13 protein-coding genes are annotated in these 16,418 nt (G+C 64.7%); 7 read left to right on the top strand and 6 right to left on the bottom strand.

All coding sequences use genetic code 11. The annotated features are described in order from the left end of the window. The first annotated feature begins 17 nt into the window (after positions 1 to 17). The 3 genes from NYR58_RS17430 to NYR58_RS17420 are packed head-to-tail and all read left to right on the top strand — an operon-like array spanning position 18 to position 2,920. Positions 18 to 980 (top strand): Bug family tripartite tricarboxylate transporter substrate binding protein, encoded by a 963-nt coding sequence (locus tag NYR58_RS17430; RefSeq protein WP_261522434.1) that lies wholly within the window; start codon positions 18 to 20, stop codon positions 978 to 980. Continuing rightward, positions 977 to 1,414: a tripartite tricarboxylate transporter TctB family protein gene (locus NYR58_RS17425; protein ID WP_261522433.1), complete on the top strand. Its 438-nt coding sequence runs from the start codon at positions 977 to 979 to the stop codon at positions 1,412 to 1,414. The genes NYR58_RS17430 and NYR58_RS17425 overlap by 4 nt, the downstream gene beginning before the upstream one ends. Further along, positions 1,415 to 2,920 carry a tripartite tricarboxylate transporter permease gene (locus NYR58_RS17420; RefSeq protein ID WP_261522432.1) on the top strand — a complete coding sequence of 502 codons (1,506 nt, stop codon included), beginning with the start codon at positions 1,415 to 1,417 and terminating at the stop codon, positions 2,918 to 2,920. Between the two features lie 135 nt (positions 2,921 to 3,055). Here the strand turns inward: NYR58_RS17420 and NYR58_RS17415 are convergent, their stop codons facing one another. The 3 genes from NYR58_RS17415 to NYR58_RS17405 form a co-directional block, all read right to left on the bottom strand. Further along, positions 3,056 to 4,000 carry a PLP-dependent cysteine synthase family protein gene (locus tag NYR58_RS17415; RefSeq protein WP_390880975.1) on the bottom strand — a complete coding sequence of 315 codons (945 nt, stop codon included), beginning with the start codon at positions 3,998 to 4,000 and terminating at the stop codon, positions 3,056 to 3,058. An 86-nt stretch (positions 4,001 to 4,086) separates the two neighbouring features. After that, complete coding sequence (locus NYR58_RS17410; RefSeq protein ID WP_261522430.1) at positions 4,087 to 5,070, bottom strand: GHMP family kinase ATP-binding protein; 984 nt, start codon at positions 5,068 to 5,070, stop codon at positions 4,087 to 4,089. Between the two features lie 74 nt (positions 5,071 to 5,144). Then, on the bottom strand, positions 5,145 to 5,372 hold the full coding sequence (locus tag NYR58_RS17405; protein WP_261522429.1) for a helix-turn-helix domain-containing protein: 228 nt from the start codon (positions 5,370 to 5,372) through the stop codon (positions 5,145 to 5,147). A 156-nt stretch (positions 5,373 to 5,528) separates the two neighbouring features. On the opposite strand from NYR58_RS17405, the gene NYR58_RS17400 reads away from it, so the two are divergent. Next, a complete protein-coding gene (locus tag NYR58_RS17400; RefSeq protein WP_261522428.1) occupies positions 5,529 to 6,227 on the top strand; it encodes a hypothetical protein in 699 nt (232 codons plus the stop codon). A 144-nt stretch (positions 6,228 to 6,371) separates the two neighbouring features. Here the strand turns inward: NYR58_RS17400 and NYR58_RS17395 are convergent, their stop codons facing one another. Continuing rightward, entirely contained in the window at positions 6,372 to 8,735 is a 2,364-nt protein-coding gene (locus NYR58_RS17395; RefSeq protein WP_261522427.1) for a transketolase, read from the bottom strand. Positions 8,736 to 8,879: 144 nt separating this feature from the next. Here NYR58_RS17395 and NYR58_RS17390 point away from each other — a divergent pair, with 144 nt between their 5' ends. After that, complete coding sequence (locus tag NYR58_RS17390; RefSeq protein ID WP_261522426.1) at positions 8,880 to 9,347, top strand: Lrp/AsnC family transcriptional regulator; 468 nt, start codon at positions 8,880 to 8,882, stop codon at positions 9,345 to 9,347. 368 nt (positions 9,348 to 9,715) lie between these two features. Here the strand turns inward: NYR58_RS17390 and NYR58_RS17385 are convergent, their stop codons facing one another. Together NYR58_RS17385 and NYR58_RS17380 are read right to left on the bottom strand one after the other, a co-directional pair. Next, entirely contained in the window at positions 9,716 to 10,774 is a 1,059-nt protein-coding gene (locus NYR58_RS17385) for an ATP-binding protein (protein ID WP_261522425.1), read from the bottom strand. Continuing rightward, the gene (locus tag NYR58_RS17380; RefSeq protein WP_261522424.1) at positions 10,774 to 11,514 is read right to left on the bottom strand and encodes a response regulator; all 741 of its coding nucleotides are present in this window, start codon (positions 11,512 to 11,514) and stop codon (positions 10,774 to 10,776) included. Before NYR58_RS17380 ends, NYR58_RS17385 begins: the two co-directional genes overlap by 1 nt. A gap of 298 nt (positions 11,515 to 11,812) precedes the next feature. On the opposite strand from NYR58_RS17380, the gene NYR58_RS17375 reads away from it, so the two are divergent. Both NYR58_RS17375 and NYR58_RS17370 read left to right on the top strand, forming a co-directional pair. Further along, positions 11,813 to 13,012, top strand: coding sequence for an efflux RND transporter periplasmic adaptor subunit (locus tag NYR58_RS17375; RefSeq protein WP_261522423.1), 1,200 nt, complete (start codon positions 11,813 to 11,815; stop codon positions 13,010 to 13,012). Further along, positions 13,009 to 16,131 carry an efflux RND transporter permease subunit gene (locus NYR58_RS17370; protein ID WP_261522422.1) on the top strand — a complete coding sequence of 1,041 codons (3,123 nt, stop codon included), beginning with the start codon at positions 13,009 to 13,011 and terminating at the stop codon, positions 16,129 to 16,131. The genes NYR58_RS17375 and NYR58_RS17370 overlap by 4 nt, the downstream gene beginning before the upstream one ends. Positions 16,132 to 16,418: the final 287 nt, after the last annotated feature.

The following is a 16,418-nucleotide window of genomic DNA, read 5'->3' as shown; positions in this document are numbered from 1 at the left end:
GACAAAGGAGTGGGAATATGGATCGACGCAGCTTTTTGATCGGCTCAACACTGGCCGCAGCTCCCCTGCCATTGCCGGTGCTCGCCGCCGCACGTCCCTATCCGGCCGGGGACGCCACTATTGTCGTCGGCTTTGCCGCTGGTGGCGCTGGTGACCTCGCAGCGCGCACCGTCGCCAAATATGCCAAATCCGCCCGCGATTTGGCCGTAACACTCGATTTCCGGCCAGGGGCGGGCGGCACGATCGCCACCGACCAGGTGGCCCGCGCCAAGCCGGACGGTTCAATCCTGTCGCTCTTTTCCGTAAGCCCCCTGATGGTGGCCCCTCACATCCAGAAAGTGCCCTACGATCCGGCGAAGGACTTCACCTATGTCGCCGCCTATGCAGGCATCTCGATTCCGCTCTTCGTGCACGCGGACAGCCCGTTTGCGACCTGGGACGAACTACTCGATCACGCCAGAGCCAATCCGGGTCGGCTCAGATGGGCGACGGCCGCACCACGCGGACTGGCACACATCGCCACCGAAGCCGCCTTTCGTCAGGAAGGGGTCGAGGCGGTATTCGTGCCGTTCGGCGGCGGCTCCGAGGCGGTCACCGCGCTGCTCGGCGGCCATATCGACGCGGTGGTCGCTTCCGGCTACGGCCCGCATCTGGAAGCCGGCTCCATCCGCCTGCTGATCGAGACGGGGCCGGATCCAATTCCCGAACAGCCTGAGCTGCCGACCTTCAAGACACGTGGCTATCCGCTCGCCATTCCCGCCGCCTATGGCCTGTTCGGGCCAGCCGATCTGCCGGCTGAGATCGTTTCGTGGTGGGAGGAACTCCTCGAGGAGATGACGGCAAGCGACGCCTACAAGGGCTTCCTCAAGACCCTGCACGGCCACAGGGTCTATGCCGACAACGCCAGCTTCACGCAGACCGTGGTCGACGGCTATCGCGAGATTGGCCGGCAGATCGACACCCTTGGGCTGCGTCCATGAACGCGGCCCGGTTGAGCGCGATCTGCCTCGCGGCGGTCGGGCTTGCCGCCGCGGCAATGGCGTGGCGACTCGGCCTGTGGACGATGGACCGGCCAGGACCGGGCCTGTTCCCTTTCGCCGCCGGAGCGCTGCTGTTCGCCACCTCCATCGCTGCGGCCATTCAGGGCGAGATCGCAGAGGCTGAGGACGAGCCGGTCGATCGCAGACGGCTCTTGCGCTACGCAGCCGCGGTCGCCGGATTTGGGCTCGCAATGAAGCCTCTTGGCGCAGTCATTGCCACGCTCGGCCTCATCCTCGGGGTGTTGCGCGGGATCGAAAACCGCTCCTGGGCACACGCGCTTGTCGTGGCCGTAGTGCTGGCCGCGCTGTCCTGGGGCGTCTTTCGCTATTTTCTCAGCGTGCCACTGCCAGTGGGTATTTTGGGGATCGGATAAATGGATGCCATGGTCAATCTGATGGGCGGGCTGGGCGTTGCCCTTGAGCCCACCAATCTTGCCGTCGCCTTCCTAGGCGCTGTCCTTGGCACCGCAATCGGCATCCTGCCGGGTCTCGGTCCGACCGCAACCATCAGCCTGCTGCTGCCGGTCTCGATCATGCTGGAGCCGACCGCTGCGGTCATCCTGCTCGCCGGCATCTACTATGGGTCGCTCTATGGCGGCTCGACGGCCTCGATCCTGCTCCGCGTGCCGGGGGAAGCAGCGAGCGTGGTCAGCTGCTTCGACGGCTATCCGATGGCGCAGGCCGGCCGCGCCGGCGTGGCGCTCGGCATCACTGCCTTTGCGAGCTTCATCGCCGGCGTCGTGGCGACCTTCGTGATCGCGCTGGTGGGTCCGGCCTTCGCCTCGACGGCGCTGGCCTTTGGTCCGGTCGAGAAGACCGCCCTCGTGGTGTTCGGCCTGACCCTTGCCGCCAATATCGGCGAGGGGCCACGCATCCGTGCCTGGGCCATGGTAGCGCTCGGTCTCCTGCTTTCCTCCGTCGGCGTCGATCTCGTCTCGGGCGAGGAACGCTACACCTTTTCCATCCCTTATCTGCGCGACGGATTCCACGTCGCCGTCCTCGCCATGGGCATGTTCGGGGTCAGCGAGGTGCTGATCCTCGCCGAGCGCCAACGCGACTTCACTCCGGCATTGTCGGCACGCTACCGCCTGCGCGATCTGCTGCCTGACGCCAAGGACTGGAAGGATTCCGCCATACCGATGACGCGGGGCACGGCGCTCGGCTTTTTTCTCGGCCTTCTTCCCGGTGGCGGCGCGCTGATCGCGAGCTTTGCCAGCTACGTCATGGAAAAGCGCCTCTCGCGGTCGCCGGAGCGGTTCGGCAAGGGAGCGATCGAGGGGCTGGCCGGGCCGGAAAGCGCTAACAACGCCGCCGCGCAGGCGAGCTTCATCCCGCTCCTGTGCCTCGGCATTCCCGCCAATGCGGTGATCGGAGTCATCATGGGCGGGCTCCTCATGCAAGGCGTCGTGCCCGGCCCGCGGCTCATCATCGACCACCCCGAGCTCTTCTGGGGCGTGATCGCCAGCATGCTGATCGGCAACGCCATGCTGATTGTTCTCAACGTGCCGCTCATCCGCGTCTTCGTGCTGTTGCTGCGCATCCCGCCGGCGATGATGGCCCCATCGATCCTGATCTTCTGCGTGATCGGCGCCTTTTCCATCAACAACAGCCTGTTCGATGTCGGCGTCGTCATCATTTGCGGTTTCCTTGCCTATGGCCTCAGAAAAAGTGGCTTCGATCTCGCGCCGCTGCTCCTTGCGTTCCTGCTCGGCTCGCTGCTTGAGGAAAATCTCCGTCAAGGCCTGATCCTTGGCTTCGGCAGTCCGGTGCTTTTCGTCACAAGCCCGATCAGCCTCGCCTTCCTCGTTATTGCGACGCTGACGCTGGTCCTTCCGCTGATGCGGCAACTGCGCTGGCAGAGGTCCGGCAATGTGGCGTGACAAGAACTTGCGCATGGGCGGCGGGGTAGCTTCCAGGAGCATCGGACAATGGTGCGCGACCCCCGCTCGGCAATACTCACCGAAAGAAGCGTGGTCGAAGCCTTGCATTGGTGACTACAATGCAAGGCTGACGATCTACACGCCACGCTCGGCCCCGATCATTGTGGCCAGCGGTTTGCGGTGCCAGACAAGGCGTGTCCATTCGCCCTCCCCTCGCGCCTCGATTCGCGCGAGCGTTTCAGGTTCGTCGGGAACAGCCGCCGGCCAGCCCTCAAGCGCCGCAAGCCAGCCATCATCATAGACCGTGTGCTGATAGCGGTGACCTTCATCGGGCAGGATGACAAAGATCACCGCATCGGGATGCTTGCGCGCGTACCACGCCGCCACGAGCGCTGCCGCCCCGCTGGTCGGCCCCATGAAGAGGGCATGGTCATGGTGAAGTCGGTGCGCCGAAGCAAATGCAGGAAACGCGCCGACCCAATGGACCTCGTCGACCATCTCATGGCGCAGGTTTGACGGCACGAGAGAGTTGCCGAGGCCGCGCAGAAGCCGCCGGCCGGGCGCGTGACCGAACAGGACGCTGCGATGGGTGTCGACAGCGATGATCGTCAAGTCCGGGAAGACCTCGCGCAGGAAGCCACCGGTACCGCACAGGGAGCCGCCGGAGCCAACACAGCCGACAAGGCAATCGACGCGGCCGATCTCGCGGGTAATCCATTCGGCGAGCCGGCCATAGGCCATCCGGTTATCGGGATTGTCGTACTGCCGTGGCCAAAATGTCTCCGGACGGTCTTCCAGGATCGTATGGAGCTGCGCGAGCCGCTCGCGCTGGGCGCCGGAACCTTCGGGGTCGTCAATGATATGGACAATGGCGCCCAGGAACTCCAGGCGGCGCCTGAGCCTATCGTCGATCAGGCTGGCGGCGCTGACCAGAGTGAGATCAAACCCGCGCACCGCGGCCAGCAAGGCAAGCGCCAGGCCGAAGGTACCCGAGGTGGTTTCCGCGACTGGCCCGCCGTGCTGCAGATGGCCGGTGGCTTCGGCACGCTCAAGCATGAAGCGGGCCGGCAGCAGCTTCATCAGCGGGAAGCAGGCGGCGAAGAGATTGGGGGCCAAGCGCGCGAGGCGCGGCGTTTCATAGGCGGCAAGGAAATCACCTTCGCCGCTCATTGCAGGAAAACTCCGTCGACATTGACGGCAAAGGTCACGATCCCTTTGAATCCGGCCTGCCGCAGTGTCTTGGCCAATGCGGTAGTACGTGTCGCGACGCCGCCTTCATCGGCATCGAAGAGCACGCCCATCAGCGTGCCGCTGTGGGCGACCTGGACACCGCACGCGCCATGCGCCTCGGCCAAATCGGTCACCGCCTCGAAGCGCGGCTTGGCGAGATGATGCTGGCTGATGCGGGCGCTCGCGGTGGCGACGCGACCGATCAAGCGGGGATCCTGCTGCCGGATCGCGTGAGATGCCAGGCCGCGCAGAACACGGAACTGCTCGATCTCCTGGCCATCATAGCGCGCCCGCGGCAGGCCGAGCGTGTCGATCGGTCTCGCACCGCCGGTCCGGAAGCCGACCACCAGGAGCGGCGGATACTCGCCGCCGAAATGTTCGAGGATGCGGCCCTCGCGATGCGCGAACAGCACCGCCTGGTCGCCATAGGCGATGGCATCACTCGCCCCCTCGGCTTCGACCGCCAGCCGGCAAACCGTTGAGCGGCGCAGCGTCGCACCGGCTGCTGCGGCCGCCGCACGGATCGCCGCCATGACGTCGGCCGTCGACGAGCCATAGCCGTGGCCCACAGGAATGTCGCTTTCGATGGTGAGATCGCCACCGACATTGGCAAAACCCAGAAGTTCGAGCGTCAGCGCCGCTGCCCGGGCGGCCTTCCTGCGGTCCGTCGGCCGGGTGCGGATGCCGCCCTTCCCTCCCGGCCAGAAGGTGACTGTCGATTGCTGTGCGGCCAGTGGCAGGGTGATTAGCCCGCGATGGAGTTTTCCATCCGCACCTTCGAAGACACCCTGCAAGAGTTCGCCATGATGCGCCATCGCGCGGCCAACCCCGACCTGAAGCCGACGCTCAGTCTGCCTGTCGGTGCTGTTGGCTCCGCCACCGGATCGGCGGCCGCGCGGTGCCGATTTGCCCGAGACCATCGCATGATCCTCCGGATAGGAGGCCAATCATGTGAACGGTTTCAGGTTTCTGTCACTCGCCAGATCTTGGGATGCTACCGGGATTTCGCGAGACGAACGCCCGGGCCCCCGCCATTCGCGGGGATGAATTCAATGCCGGCGTTCTCGAATGCGGCGCGAATCGCGGTGATCGTTGAGCACTTCAGCTGCTCGCCACGCTCCAAGCGCGCGATGGTATCGGGTGATACGCGAGCATTTCGAGCCAAGTCCCGAGTTCCCCATCCGAGCGCGGCGCGCGCCATCTTACATTGGATCGCATTCATTTCGTAACACGGATACGATTTTTGTTGATCTGCTAGCGCACTCAGATTATCGTATCGCCGATACGATTTCGTTGATCAAATGAAAAGCGGCTGCTGACGGTGTAACGACCACCTTCAGCAGCCTGACCACAATCCAGCTAACCAGGAGCTCGGATCATGGCTGATTCCGACCATAGCACGAGTCTGTCTTCCGTCACCCGCCGCAGACTGCTGGTGGGCACCGCGACGGTATCTCTGGCAAGCGCCTCCCACATTTCTGGCCCAGTCAGTGCAAGATCGCCCGAAGAAACCCGGCACGTCCCCGACATGGCCTTTGCTCTATGGCAGGAATGGCTGACCGCTCACGAGAAAACCGCCGCGGCATGCCGCAAGCAGCAGCGATTGGAAACACGGCTGGTCAAGGAGATCGGCTTTCCGCGCATTGTTGTGGCGGCGCCTGGCGAACCTGAGCCGGTGCCGATCGTCTCAATGGAAGAACTCGACGACCTTCTCGGCTGCGAGCCTGCGACATCCTCGTTGCGCGCGCGGGCGCGAGCCGATCTCATCGCCCATCAGGCGCGCTGGGATGCCGCCGACGAAACGATCGGCTATTCGCAAGCAAAACATGTCGAGGAAGAGGCCGCAGAACGCGAGCGCCAGCTGATCGAGACGCTGTGGGCAGCTCCGGCCCATTCGCTTGCCGGCGTCGCCGCCAAACTCGATGCCGTCCTAGCAGAGGGCGAATGGTGCAAGGGTTGCCCGGAATTTCCCTGGCCGCAGATTCGCGGAGCACTTGCCGACCTCGTCCGGATTGGGAGGCTGCAGAATGCCTTCCAAGGTGTTGGCAGCTCTCCTTCGGCGGAATCTTCAGGGTAAGCGTTCTCCATCGGTCGAAGCGAGACTTGGGTCAGGCCCTTGGGTCGCGCATCAATCCGATTACCCGATGGCGGCCGAGCAAGCCTACTCTGGCACACGAACGGTAAGAGGAAGCGTGCGACCGGCTCTCGACGCGAGCCCGGACTACCGCCGCCCCACGACCTCCCGCGCGGCCGACCACACCGCCTCCGCATCAAGGCCGTATTCGCGATAGAGATCGGTCAGATCACCGCTCTGGCCGAAGCATGTGACGCCGAGGGCATGCACCGGATTGCGCTGCACGCTGCCGAGCCAAGCGAGCCCGGCCGGATAACCGTCCTGCACCGTGACGATGCCCGCATCCCTGGGAAGCAGGCCGAGAAGCGTCTCGACATGCGAGCGGGCTTCCCCCTCCCCATTGCGTCGGCGCTCGCACGCCCCCTGCCAGCCGGCATAGAGCCGGTCGGGCGAGGTGATGGCAAGCACGCCGATGCCGGGCGCGCGTTCGCCAAAGGCGGAAGCCGCCTCGATCGCCTCGGGCGCGACGGCGCCGCAATAGGCGATGGCGAGTTTTGTGCCGGGATCGGGCCGGCGTAGCCAGTAGGCGCCTGTAACGATCGCCGCCTTGTCTTCTTCCCGCAAAGTGCGCTGCGGCTGTTCGAGCGGCCGCGTCGAAAGCCTCAAGTAGACCGATCCGCCATCCTCGGCCTGCATGTGGGAAAAGCCCCATTCCATGATGGCGGCGAGCTCATCGGCAAAGGCCGGCTCGAAATAGGCAAGCCCGTCTTGGGCCATGCCGATCAACGGCGTGTTGATCGACTGATGCGCCCCGCCCTCCGGCGCCAAGGTAATGCCGGACGGGGTGGCGGCCAGCATGAAGCGGGAACCCTGATAGCAGGCATAGATCAGTGCATCGAGGCCGCGATTGATGAACGGGTCATAGACGGTGCCGACCGGCAACAGCCGCGTGCCGAAGAAATCATGCGCCAACCCCAGTTGTGACAGCATCAGGAACAGATTGTTCTCGGCGATGCCGAGCTCGAAATGCCGACCATCGGGCTGACCCTGCCACTTCTGTGTCGACGGGACCTTCTCAGCCTGGAAGACGTCGGCAGACTTGAAGCGGCTGAACAGGCCGCGCCGATTGACCCAGCCCGACAGATTGGTCGAAACCGTGACATCGGGCGAGGTTGTGACGATCCGTTCGGCCAGCTCTCCGCCACCGCGACCGAGTGCCGTCATGATCTTGCCGAAGGCCTCTTGGGTCGACATTTCTGTGCCCTCCGGCACGGCGATCAGCTTGACCGGCATAGCCGGAGCAACGGGTTGTGGTTTCCGGCCGGCAAAGGGGACTGAGCTGAGGAATGCCCGAACGCGCGGTTCCGGCAGCCTCGTCGCCGCGAACGGCTCCCATTCCTGCCCCTCGGCAATGCCGAGAGAGTCGCGGAAGGTCGCCACTTGGGCGGCAGTCAACTGACCGGCATGGTTGTCCTTATGGCCGGCGAGCGGCAGCCGGTAGCCCTTGACGGTGTAGGCGAGGAAGAGCGTCGGCTGCTCGTCATCGGCCTTCTCGAAGGCGTCGAGAATGGTATCCAGGTCGTGTCCGCCGAGATTGCCCATCAATTCACCGAGGGCCTCGTCGTCATGCGCATCGAGCAATTCGCCGATCCCGGCGGTTCCCGACAGATCGATCTTCAGCCGCTCGCGCCAGGCCGCTCCGCCCTTGAAGCAGAGCGCCGAATAAAGCTGGTTCGGGCAGGCATCAATCCAATTCAGCAATGCTTCGCCGGCCGGCCCCTCGCGGGAGGCTTCCAGCCTGCGGCCGTATTTGAGCGTCTTGGTCCGCCAGCCGAAGCTCTCGAACAGTCGCCGCAGTTTCGGGGCGAGTTGGTCGCTGATCACGCCGTCGAGGCTCTGGCGATTGTAATCGACGATCCACCAGCAATTGCGCAGATCGTGCTTCCAGCCTTCGAGCACGGCCTCGAAGATATTGCCTTCGTCGAACTCGGCATCGCCCATCAGTGCCACCATGCGGCCCGGCCGGCGTCCCGCCGGCAGAAGGTCGCGGGCGAGCACCATATCCTGGGCGAGCGAGGCGAAGAGCGTTGCCGCCACGCCGAGGCCGACCGAGCCGGTAGAGAAGTCGACCTCGACGGCATCCTTGGTGCGCGACGGGTAGGACTGCGCCCCGCCGACCGCGCGGAAGTTGATGAGCTGATCGAGGCTTTGGCGACCGAGCAGATAATGAATCGCGTGAAAGACCGGCGACGCATGCGGCTTGACCGCGACCCGGTCCTCGGGCCGCAGAGCATGGAAATAAAGCGCCGTCATCAGGCTGACGATGGATGCGCTGGACGACTGGTGGCCGCCGACTTTCAGGCCGTCGCGCTTCGGCCGGATGGCGTTGGCGTGATGGACCGCCCAGGTTGAAAGCCAGAGCACCTGACGCTCCAGCGCGCGCAGCATTTCGAGGCGTTCAGCCCAGCCCGCCTTCTGCTGTCCATCCTCCAACACAGGCAAAGCCGACATCGCTCACCTCCCGGTCTGGCCACCAGTGACAATGAAAAGCTTACAGGCAACGGCATGAGTGAGTCCCTGCAAATGCTGCTTGAAATGCGATCGATATAGCAGAAGAATTCTGGAAACACCGGCAAAATAGCGAAATAATGCAAAATGAAGCTTGACCAGATCGACCGAAACATCCTCGCCCAACTTCAGAATGATGGCCGCATGACCATCAACGACCTGGCCGAGAAGGTGGGCCTATCACCGACACCCTGCCTGCGCCGTGTCAAACGGTTGCAGGAGGATAGCGTTATCAAGGGTTATGCAGCCCATGTTGATCAGGTCGTCGTCGGCTTGCCGGTCAGCGTGTTTGTGAATGTCACTTTGGTGCGCCAGGTCGAGTCCGAACTCGAGGCCTTTGAAGCCGCTGTCGCGGCCTGCCCCGAGGTAATGGAATGCTACCTGATGACCGGCACCAGCGATTATCTGTTGCGCGTCGTGGCCGCCGATCTCTTCGCCTATGAGCGATTCTTGAAATCGGTGCTCACGCCCATCCCCGGCATTGCCAACATCCAGAGCAGCTTTGCGCTTCGGCAGGTCGTGCATCGCACGGCATTGCCTGTTGCGGGTTCATAGGTGCCCGCCCTGCCGGAAGGTCATCCAGATGGGCGCAGCAAAGCGCTTGGCCACGGCTTACAGCATCAGCAGATTGATGCCCTGGGCACGCCATTGAAACGCAGCGGCCACGTAATCCGTTCTGCCGGGTGCTCGGTGTTCGACGGCTTTAGGCTGCGGGATCGTCGCCTGGACGGGCGGAGACCACTGCCGCGAAGCACGACAGAAGCTCCGGGAGCAGCGCGCGACGCTGAGCCGCCCGGCAGGCAGGGGTGGAAAATCACTGGTTGCGTTTGCATGGCAGAGCTTGCCATTATGTCCCTGCTAATAGAAAAAACGTCCGGAAATGGACATAAGCCGCGGGTCATACAGGCGACTGCCGCTCAAGTTCAGAAGGTCTCGCAGGGTAAGGAGAGGCGCACGATCAGTCCGCAAGGTTGCCGATCGAGAAGTTCGATTGTGCCACCATGGCTTGCGACAACGTCGCGGGCGATCGACAGCCCAAGGCCGAAGCCGCTGGGCTTTGCCGAGCCGCGGGCGTTATCACCCTTGAAGAACGGGTCGAACACCTTCTCACGCATCGCCGCAGGTATGCCCGGACCATCGTCGGCGACTTCGATCTCGACCGCGCCATCGTCCTCTGAGTGCAATGCGACCGTCACGGCGGAGCCGTGCTTCACGGCGTTTTCGACGACATTGGCGATTGCCCGCCGCAGGGCGGCGGGCCGGCCGGTCCAGGTCAGCCGTGCCGGGCCTTGGTAGGCGACCGCGTGGCCGACGTCAGCGAACTCGGCGCAGATCGTCTGCAGGACGCTCGGCAGGTCGATGCGGGACATGCCCTCCGAACGGACGTCCTCGCGCAGATAATCGAGGGTTTCGTCGATCATTCGCGTGATCCGCGTGATCTCGTTCAGCATACTTTCGCGCAACTGCTCGTCGGCGATTCGCTCGGCCCGGAGCCGGAGGCGGGTCAGCGGTGTGCGCAGGTCGTGGCTGACGGCCGCGAGCATGCGCGTCCGGTCGTCAATGAGGGCGCGGATGCGGGTGCGCATGTCGTCGAGGGCGTCGGCCACTTGCGCGATCTCGCGCGGGCCGCTGCGGCTCACGGCTCGGTCGTCGTCGGGAGACCGGCCGAAGGAATGCGCGGCGGCTGCGACCTCCGACAGCGGTGCGATGATCCAGCGGACCGCATAGACGGAAAGGAGCGTAACGAAGACCAGAACAATGCTTACCGTCAGGACGGTCGGCGCCAAAATCAGGTGCCACAGGCCGCCAGTCGACGTTTCGGCGATTCTCGCGGCTGCGGTAGATGGATTGTGCCGGGCACCATCGGCGAAAAAGTACAGGCCGCTCATTACGAGCGCGACACCGAGCGGAACGGAAACGGCCACGATGCCGGTGATCTGGGTGGCGATGCTCAACGACGCCAGGCGGGACAGAAGCCGCATCAGACCTCCTTCACGGCGGGCGTGAAGATGTAGCCGCCCAGCCGTACCGTCTTGATGAAAATGGGGTCGTGAGGGTTCGGCTCGATCTTTTGCCGAATACGGCTCACGTGAACGTCGATGCTGCGCTCGATCGGCCCGGCCGCTCCGCCATGCGTGAGCTCGAGCAGCCGCTCGCGCGAGAGCACCTGCCCCGGGGTCCGACAAAAGGCCAGGAGCAGATCGAACTCGGCACTGGTCAGCGCCACCTGCACATCCTCCGGGCTGCGGAGCTGGCGCGAGACTGGGTCGATCCGCCATCCGGCGAATGCCAACGGGTGCACTCCGGCGCTCGCTCCCTCGTGGCCTCCTTGCGCACGGCGCAGGAGCGCGCGGATGCGCGCGACCAGCTCGCGCGAATTGAACGGCTTGGAAACATAGTCGTCGGCGCCGATTTCCAGGCCGACGATGCGGTCTATGTCCTCGCTGCGCGCGGTGACCATGATGATGGGGATCTGAGACCCCGCCCGGAGCCTCCGGCAAATGCTGAGCCCGTCCTCGCCCGGCAGCATGATGTCGAGCAGGACAAGGTCGATCCCGCCGCGCTTAAGAACGCCGTCCATTTCGGTCGCCGAACCGACTGAGGAGGCTACGAATCCACTCTCCGAGAGCACGTCCTCCAGCATACTGGAGATTTCCGGGTCGTCCTCGACGAGCAGGATATGCGACCTCGTTTCAGGATGCGTCGAGTGAACGGACGACATTGTTCTCACCGGCTTGAAAGTTCGGCCTATTTTCACAGGGGGGCGCGGCGACGTCAGCTGCTTAGATATGTTTTTTTTGGGATCGGCACAGTTTTCCGCCCGCACCGCAACATTTCTTAACATCAATTAAAACCGGACCCTCCGGCGAACGGCTATTCTGGCCGAAACCGTTCCGCAAGGTCGCGCCCGCAGCCGGCAGGCGCGCATCGGTGCCGCAGGGTGACCGCCATCCCGAGCGGGGGCCGGTCGATCCGCTGCCGCCAGGAACCTTCGACGAGGTGCGAAAAAGGAGATGCGTATGGCTGAGGCCAAGCCCCGCGTGCGCTGGATGAAGGCACTCGGGATCACTGCCGTGGTGCTGGCCCTGCTGGTCGTCATCCTGGTGCTTGCACGCGGCCTCCTTGGCGGTCTCGGCGGTCTCCACGGCCCCGTTCGCCATTTTCAGTCGAGTGAAGCTAAGGAGGAGGTCTCGCCCTTGGCTGCCGCGGAGCAGACCGCTCTCACCGTGACAGTCGTCTCCGTCGAGCCGCGCTCCGTGGAGACCAGCGTGCTGGCCACCGGCACCGTCGTCGCCTGGGAGGACCTGCCGGTATCCACGGAAATCGCCGGATTGGCGATCACGGAGGTGCCGGTCGAGGAGGGTGATCGCGTCGAAGAAGGACAGCTCCTCGCGCGCCTGAACGACATTCAGCTGCGGACCCAGATCGAGCAGCAGAAGGCCTCGATCGCCGAAGCGGAGGCCACTCTGGAGGCCGCGCGGGCGGAGTTGCGGCGGGGGCAGGAGCTTGCCGCGCGCAATGCCATCAGCAGGCAAGACCTGGAGGCTCGCGCCACCGCGGCCAAGACCGCGGAGGCCCGCCTTGGTGTCGCCCGGGCGGGTCTTTCCCGATTGGAAGCGCAACGCGCGCAAACCAGGATCCTCGCGCCCGCTGACGGTTACATCTTGGAGGAGTCGGCCGTCATCGGGCAGGTGGTCCAGACCGGCGCTCCCTTGTTCCGCATCGTGCGCGAGGGGCGGCTTGAGGTCGAGGCCAAGGTGCCCGAAGGCGATCTGTTCGACATAGCCTCCGGCCAGCCAGTGCGTGTCACCGACCCCGCCGGCCGGGCCATCGAGGCGCGTGTGCGCACCATTGCTCCCCTCGTCGATCCGCGAACGCGGCTCGGTACCGTGCATGTGGCGTTGCCGCCGGACACCGGACTGAAGCCAGGAATGTTCGCGCGTGTTGAGATCGCGACCGACCAAGCGGTCGCCCTTGCGGTACCGCAGAAAGCGGTGATCTGGCGGAACGGCCGGAATGCGGTCTTTACCGTTCAGGAGGGGACTGCCTCTCTCCGGCCGGTCGAGACCGGAATTGAAAGCGACGGCTGGATCGAGATCGGGGAGGGCCTCGCTCCAGGCGACCGGGTGGCCGTCGCCGGCGCCGCCTTCCTGAAGGACGGCGACCGCGTGCGGGTCGAGCTTGCCGCGGCCGGCCAAACCGCGGAGACTGCCCGGTGAGCAATCTCTCCTCATGGTCGATCCGGCATCCGGTTCCGACGATCGTTCTCTTCGTCATCCTGGTGCTGGCAGGTATAGCCGGGTACCGCACGCTCGGCATCAACAACATGCCGGACATGGACATTCCCACGATCACGGTGACGGTCGAGCAGCCCGGCGCAAGGCCTTCGGAGCTCGAGACCCAGGTGACGCGAATCGTGGAAGATGCCGTGGCCGGTCTCGGCAATGTCGACCACATCCGCTCCACCGTCACCGAGGGCGTCTCGACGACGAATGTCGAGTTCGCGCTGGGGATCGATATGCAGGAAGCCGTCGACGACGTTCGCAACGCGGTCTCCGGCATCCGGGGGAACCTGCCGGCCGACGCGGAGGAACCTCTTGTTCAGGAACTCGACGTGTCCGGCGGTGCGATCCTGACCTTCGTCGTCAGCGCGCCGACCATGAACCCGCAGGAGTTGAGTTGGTTCGTCGATAGCGATGTCGCCAAGGCCGTTCTTTCCGTGCCAGGCGTTTCAAAGATCGAGCGCTCCGGCGGCGTCGACCGCGAAATCCGCGTGTCGCTCGATCCCGGTCGCCTGATGGCGCTCGAGGTGACGGCCGCCGAGATCAGCCGGCAGCTTGGCCAAGTCAATACCAACCAGCCCGGTGGCCGCGCCACCATCGGCGAAGGCGAGCAGGCGATCCGTATGCTCGGCTCCGCACCGACCGTCGAGGCGCTCGCCAATACGCGCATTGCGCTTTCCGACGGGCGGGCGATCCGCCTCAAGCATGTCGGCCGCGTCGAGGATCGGTGGGCGGAGCCGCGCCAGCGCGCGCGGCTCGATGGCGAGGAGGTCGTGGCCTTCAGCGTCTACCGGACGACCGGATCGAGCGAAGTCGAAGTGGCCCAAGCCGCACGGGCAAAGGTCAATGAGATCGACCGGGCGCGCGACATCGTAACCATCGAGGAGGTGACGTCGTCGACGGATCATGTCGTGGAGAGCTACAACGCGGCGCTGGAGGCACTGTGGCTCGGCGCGCTGCTGACCGTCGTCGCGATCTGGCTGTTCTTGCGCGACGGAAGGGCGACGGTCATCGGCGCCGTCTCCTTGCCGACTTCGCTCATTCCCACCTTCGCGGTGATGGGCATCCTCGGCATATCGTTCACCAACATCACGTTGCTCGCCCTGGCGCTCATGGTCGGCATTCTCGTCGACGATGCGATCGTCGAGATCGAGAACATCGTGCGCCACATGCGGCAGAGCGGCAAGAGCGTCCATCGGGCAGCGATGGAGGCGGCCGACGAAATCTGGCTTGCCGTCGTGGCGACCACCGCCACGATCGTCGCCGTCTTTCTGCCAGTCGCCTTCGTGCCTGGTGTGCCCGGGCAGTTTTTCCGCGACTTCGCCATCGTCGCCTGCGTTTCCTCCGGTTTTTCGCTGCTCACGGCGCGAATGCTGACGCCGCTGATGGGCGCCTTCCTCCTGAAGGACGGGCGGAGGGGGCGCGACGAGCCGTTCTGGCTGCCGACCTATCTCTGGCTGCTCCGAACGGCGTTGCGCTTCCGCGCGATCACTCTTGTCATCGGCATCGCCTTCTTTGCCGCTTCGCTTGCGCTCATGCGCTTCCTGCCAACCGAGTTTGCCCCGGTCCAAGATCGCGGCCGTTCGGTGCTCTCCGTCGAATTGCCTCCGGGCGCGACCCTGGCCGAGACCGACACGGCGGTTGTGAGGGCGACCGATATTCTGAAGGGATTCCCGGAGGTCGAAACGGTCTATGCCTCTGTCGGCGCGCCGGTTGCCGCCGGCGGCATGGCGGTGCTTCATGGTGGCGGCGGCGGTGCTGCCGGCGAGGTCCGCAAGGCCACGGTGACCGTCAATTTGAAGCCGCGCGGCGAGCGTGGCCGGTCCCAGCAGGCCTTCGAGCGGGCTGCCGCGGAGGCGCTCGCGGCCATCCCCGGGGCCCGCATGCGCTTCGGCGGGGAGGGGCAATCCGGCGCCACGATTGCGATCAGGCTTGCAAGCGACGACCCGAACGCACTGTCGCTTGCGATCGATGCGCTCGAGCGCGATATGCGGAAGGTACCAGGCATCAGGAACGCCGCCTCGACTTCGAGCCTGGCACAGCCTGAGCTCCTCATCATGCCGAAGCCGGACAAGGCAGCCGAGCTCGGCGTGTCCGCAGCGGCACTCGCCCAGACGGTGGGCGTCGCCACGCTCGGCGCGCCGGCGCAGAGTCTGCCAAAGTTCAACCTGCCCGACCGGCAGATCCCGATCCGCGTCATGCTGGACGAGAAGGCCCGCAACGATGTCGGCTGGATCGCCGGTCTGCAGCTTCCTGCCGGCGGCGCGATCGTCCCGCTCGGCTCGGTGGCGGATATCAGCTTCGGCGTCGGCCCGACGGAGATCGCCCGGCTCGATCGGCAGAGGAGTGCCACAGTCGAGGGCGAGCTTGTGGGGCTTACGCTCGGCCAAGCGCTGGAGCAGCTTCGCGCAATGCCAGCCATGCGCAACCTTCCCCCCGGCGTCGTCGAAATCCCGGGCGGAGACGCGGAGCGCATGGGGCAACTGTTCGGTGGCTTCGCCATGGCGATCACATCGGGCGTCGTGCTGATGTACGCGGTGCTGGTCCTGTTGTTCGGCACCTTCATCCAGCCGATCACCCTTCTTACCGCGCTGCCGCTGTCGCTCGGAGGCGCCCTCGGCGCGCTCGCTATTGCCGGGCAATCCCTCGCCGTGTCCGCGCTGATCGGCATTCTGCTCTTGATGGGGATCGCGGCGAAGAACTCGATCCTGCTCGTCGAATACACCATTCTCGCGCGCCGCGAGCGCGGGCTCGACCGGACTTCCGCGCTCATCGATGCGGCAAGAAAGCGGGCCCGGCCAATCATCATGACCTCGGTGGCGATGGGCGCCGGCATGCTGCCGATCGCGCTCGGTATCGGCGCTGGCGCCGAATTTCGCGCCCCGATGGCGATCGTCGTGATCGGTGGTCTCGTCAGTTCGACCGCGCTTAGCCTTCTCTACGTGCCGGTTGTCTATACGTTCATGGACGAGCTTGAACGGCGGCTCGGGCGAGTGCTCAGGCGTCTGGTCGTCCGGCCACCTCAACCGGAGGCGGACAGTTCGGGGGCCGATTGATAGAACCAAGTCCGTCGTGGAAGAGCTGGATCCTAATCTGGAGATTCACTCATCCCTCATGGGCAATGCCCACAGATCGAAGGTTCAGCTTGGGGAGTGGTGGAACCCAACGCCTGGTACCCCCGACGAAGAGCGTCTTCGATTAGAATGCGGAAAACGGCTTTGTTCCTCTGTTGACCGGCGCGGACGTTTAGGCTTTGCGGCGCGGGACTGTCAGGAATTTTGTGTCTGAGGCCATGATGATGGAAAGGAGAATCATCACATGGCCATTGAGAAGGAACTTTTGG

Source organism: Chelativorans intermedius (assembly GCF_025398255.1).
Lineage (GTDB): Bacteria > Pseudomonadota > Alphaproteobacteria > Rhizobiales > Rhizobiaceae > Chelativorans > Chelativorans intermedius.
The sequence above is the reverse complement of the archived record's forward strand: the minus strand, read 5'-3'. Positions and strand labels throughout refer to the sequence as shown.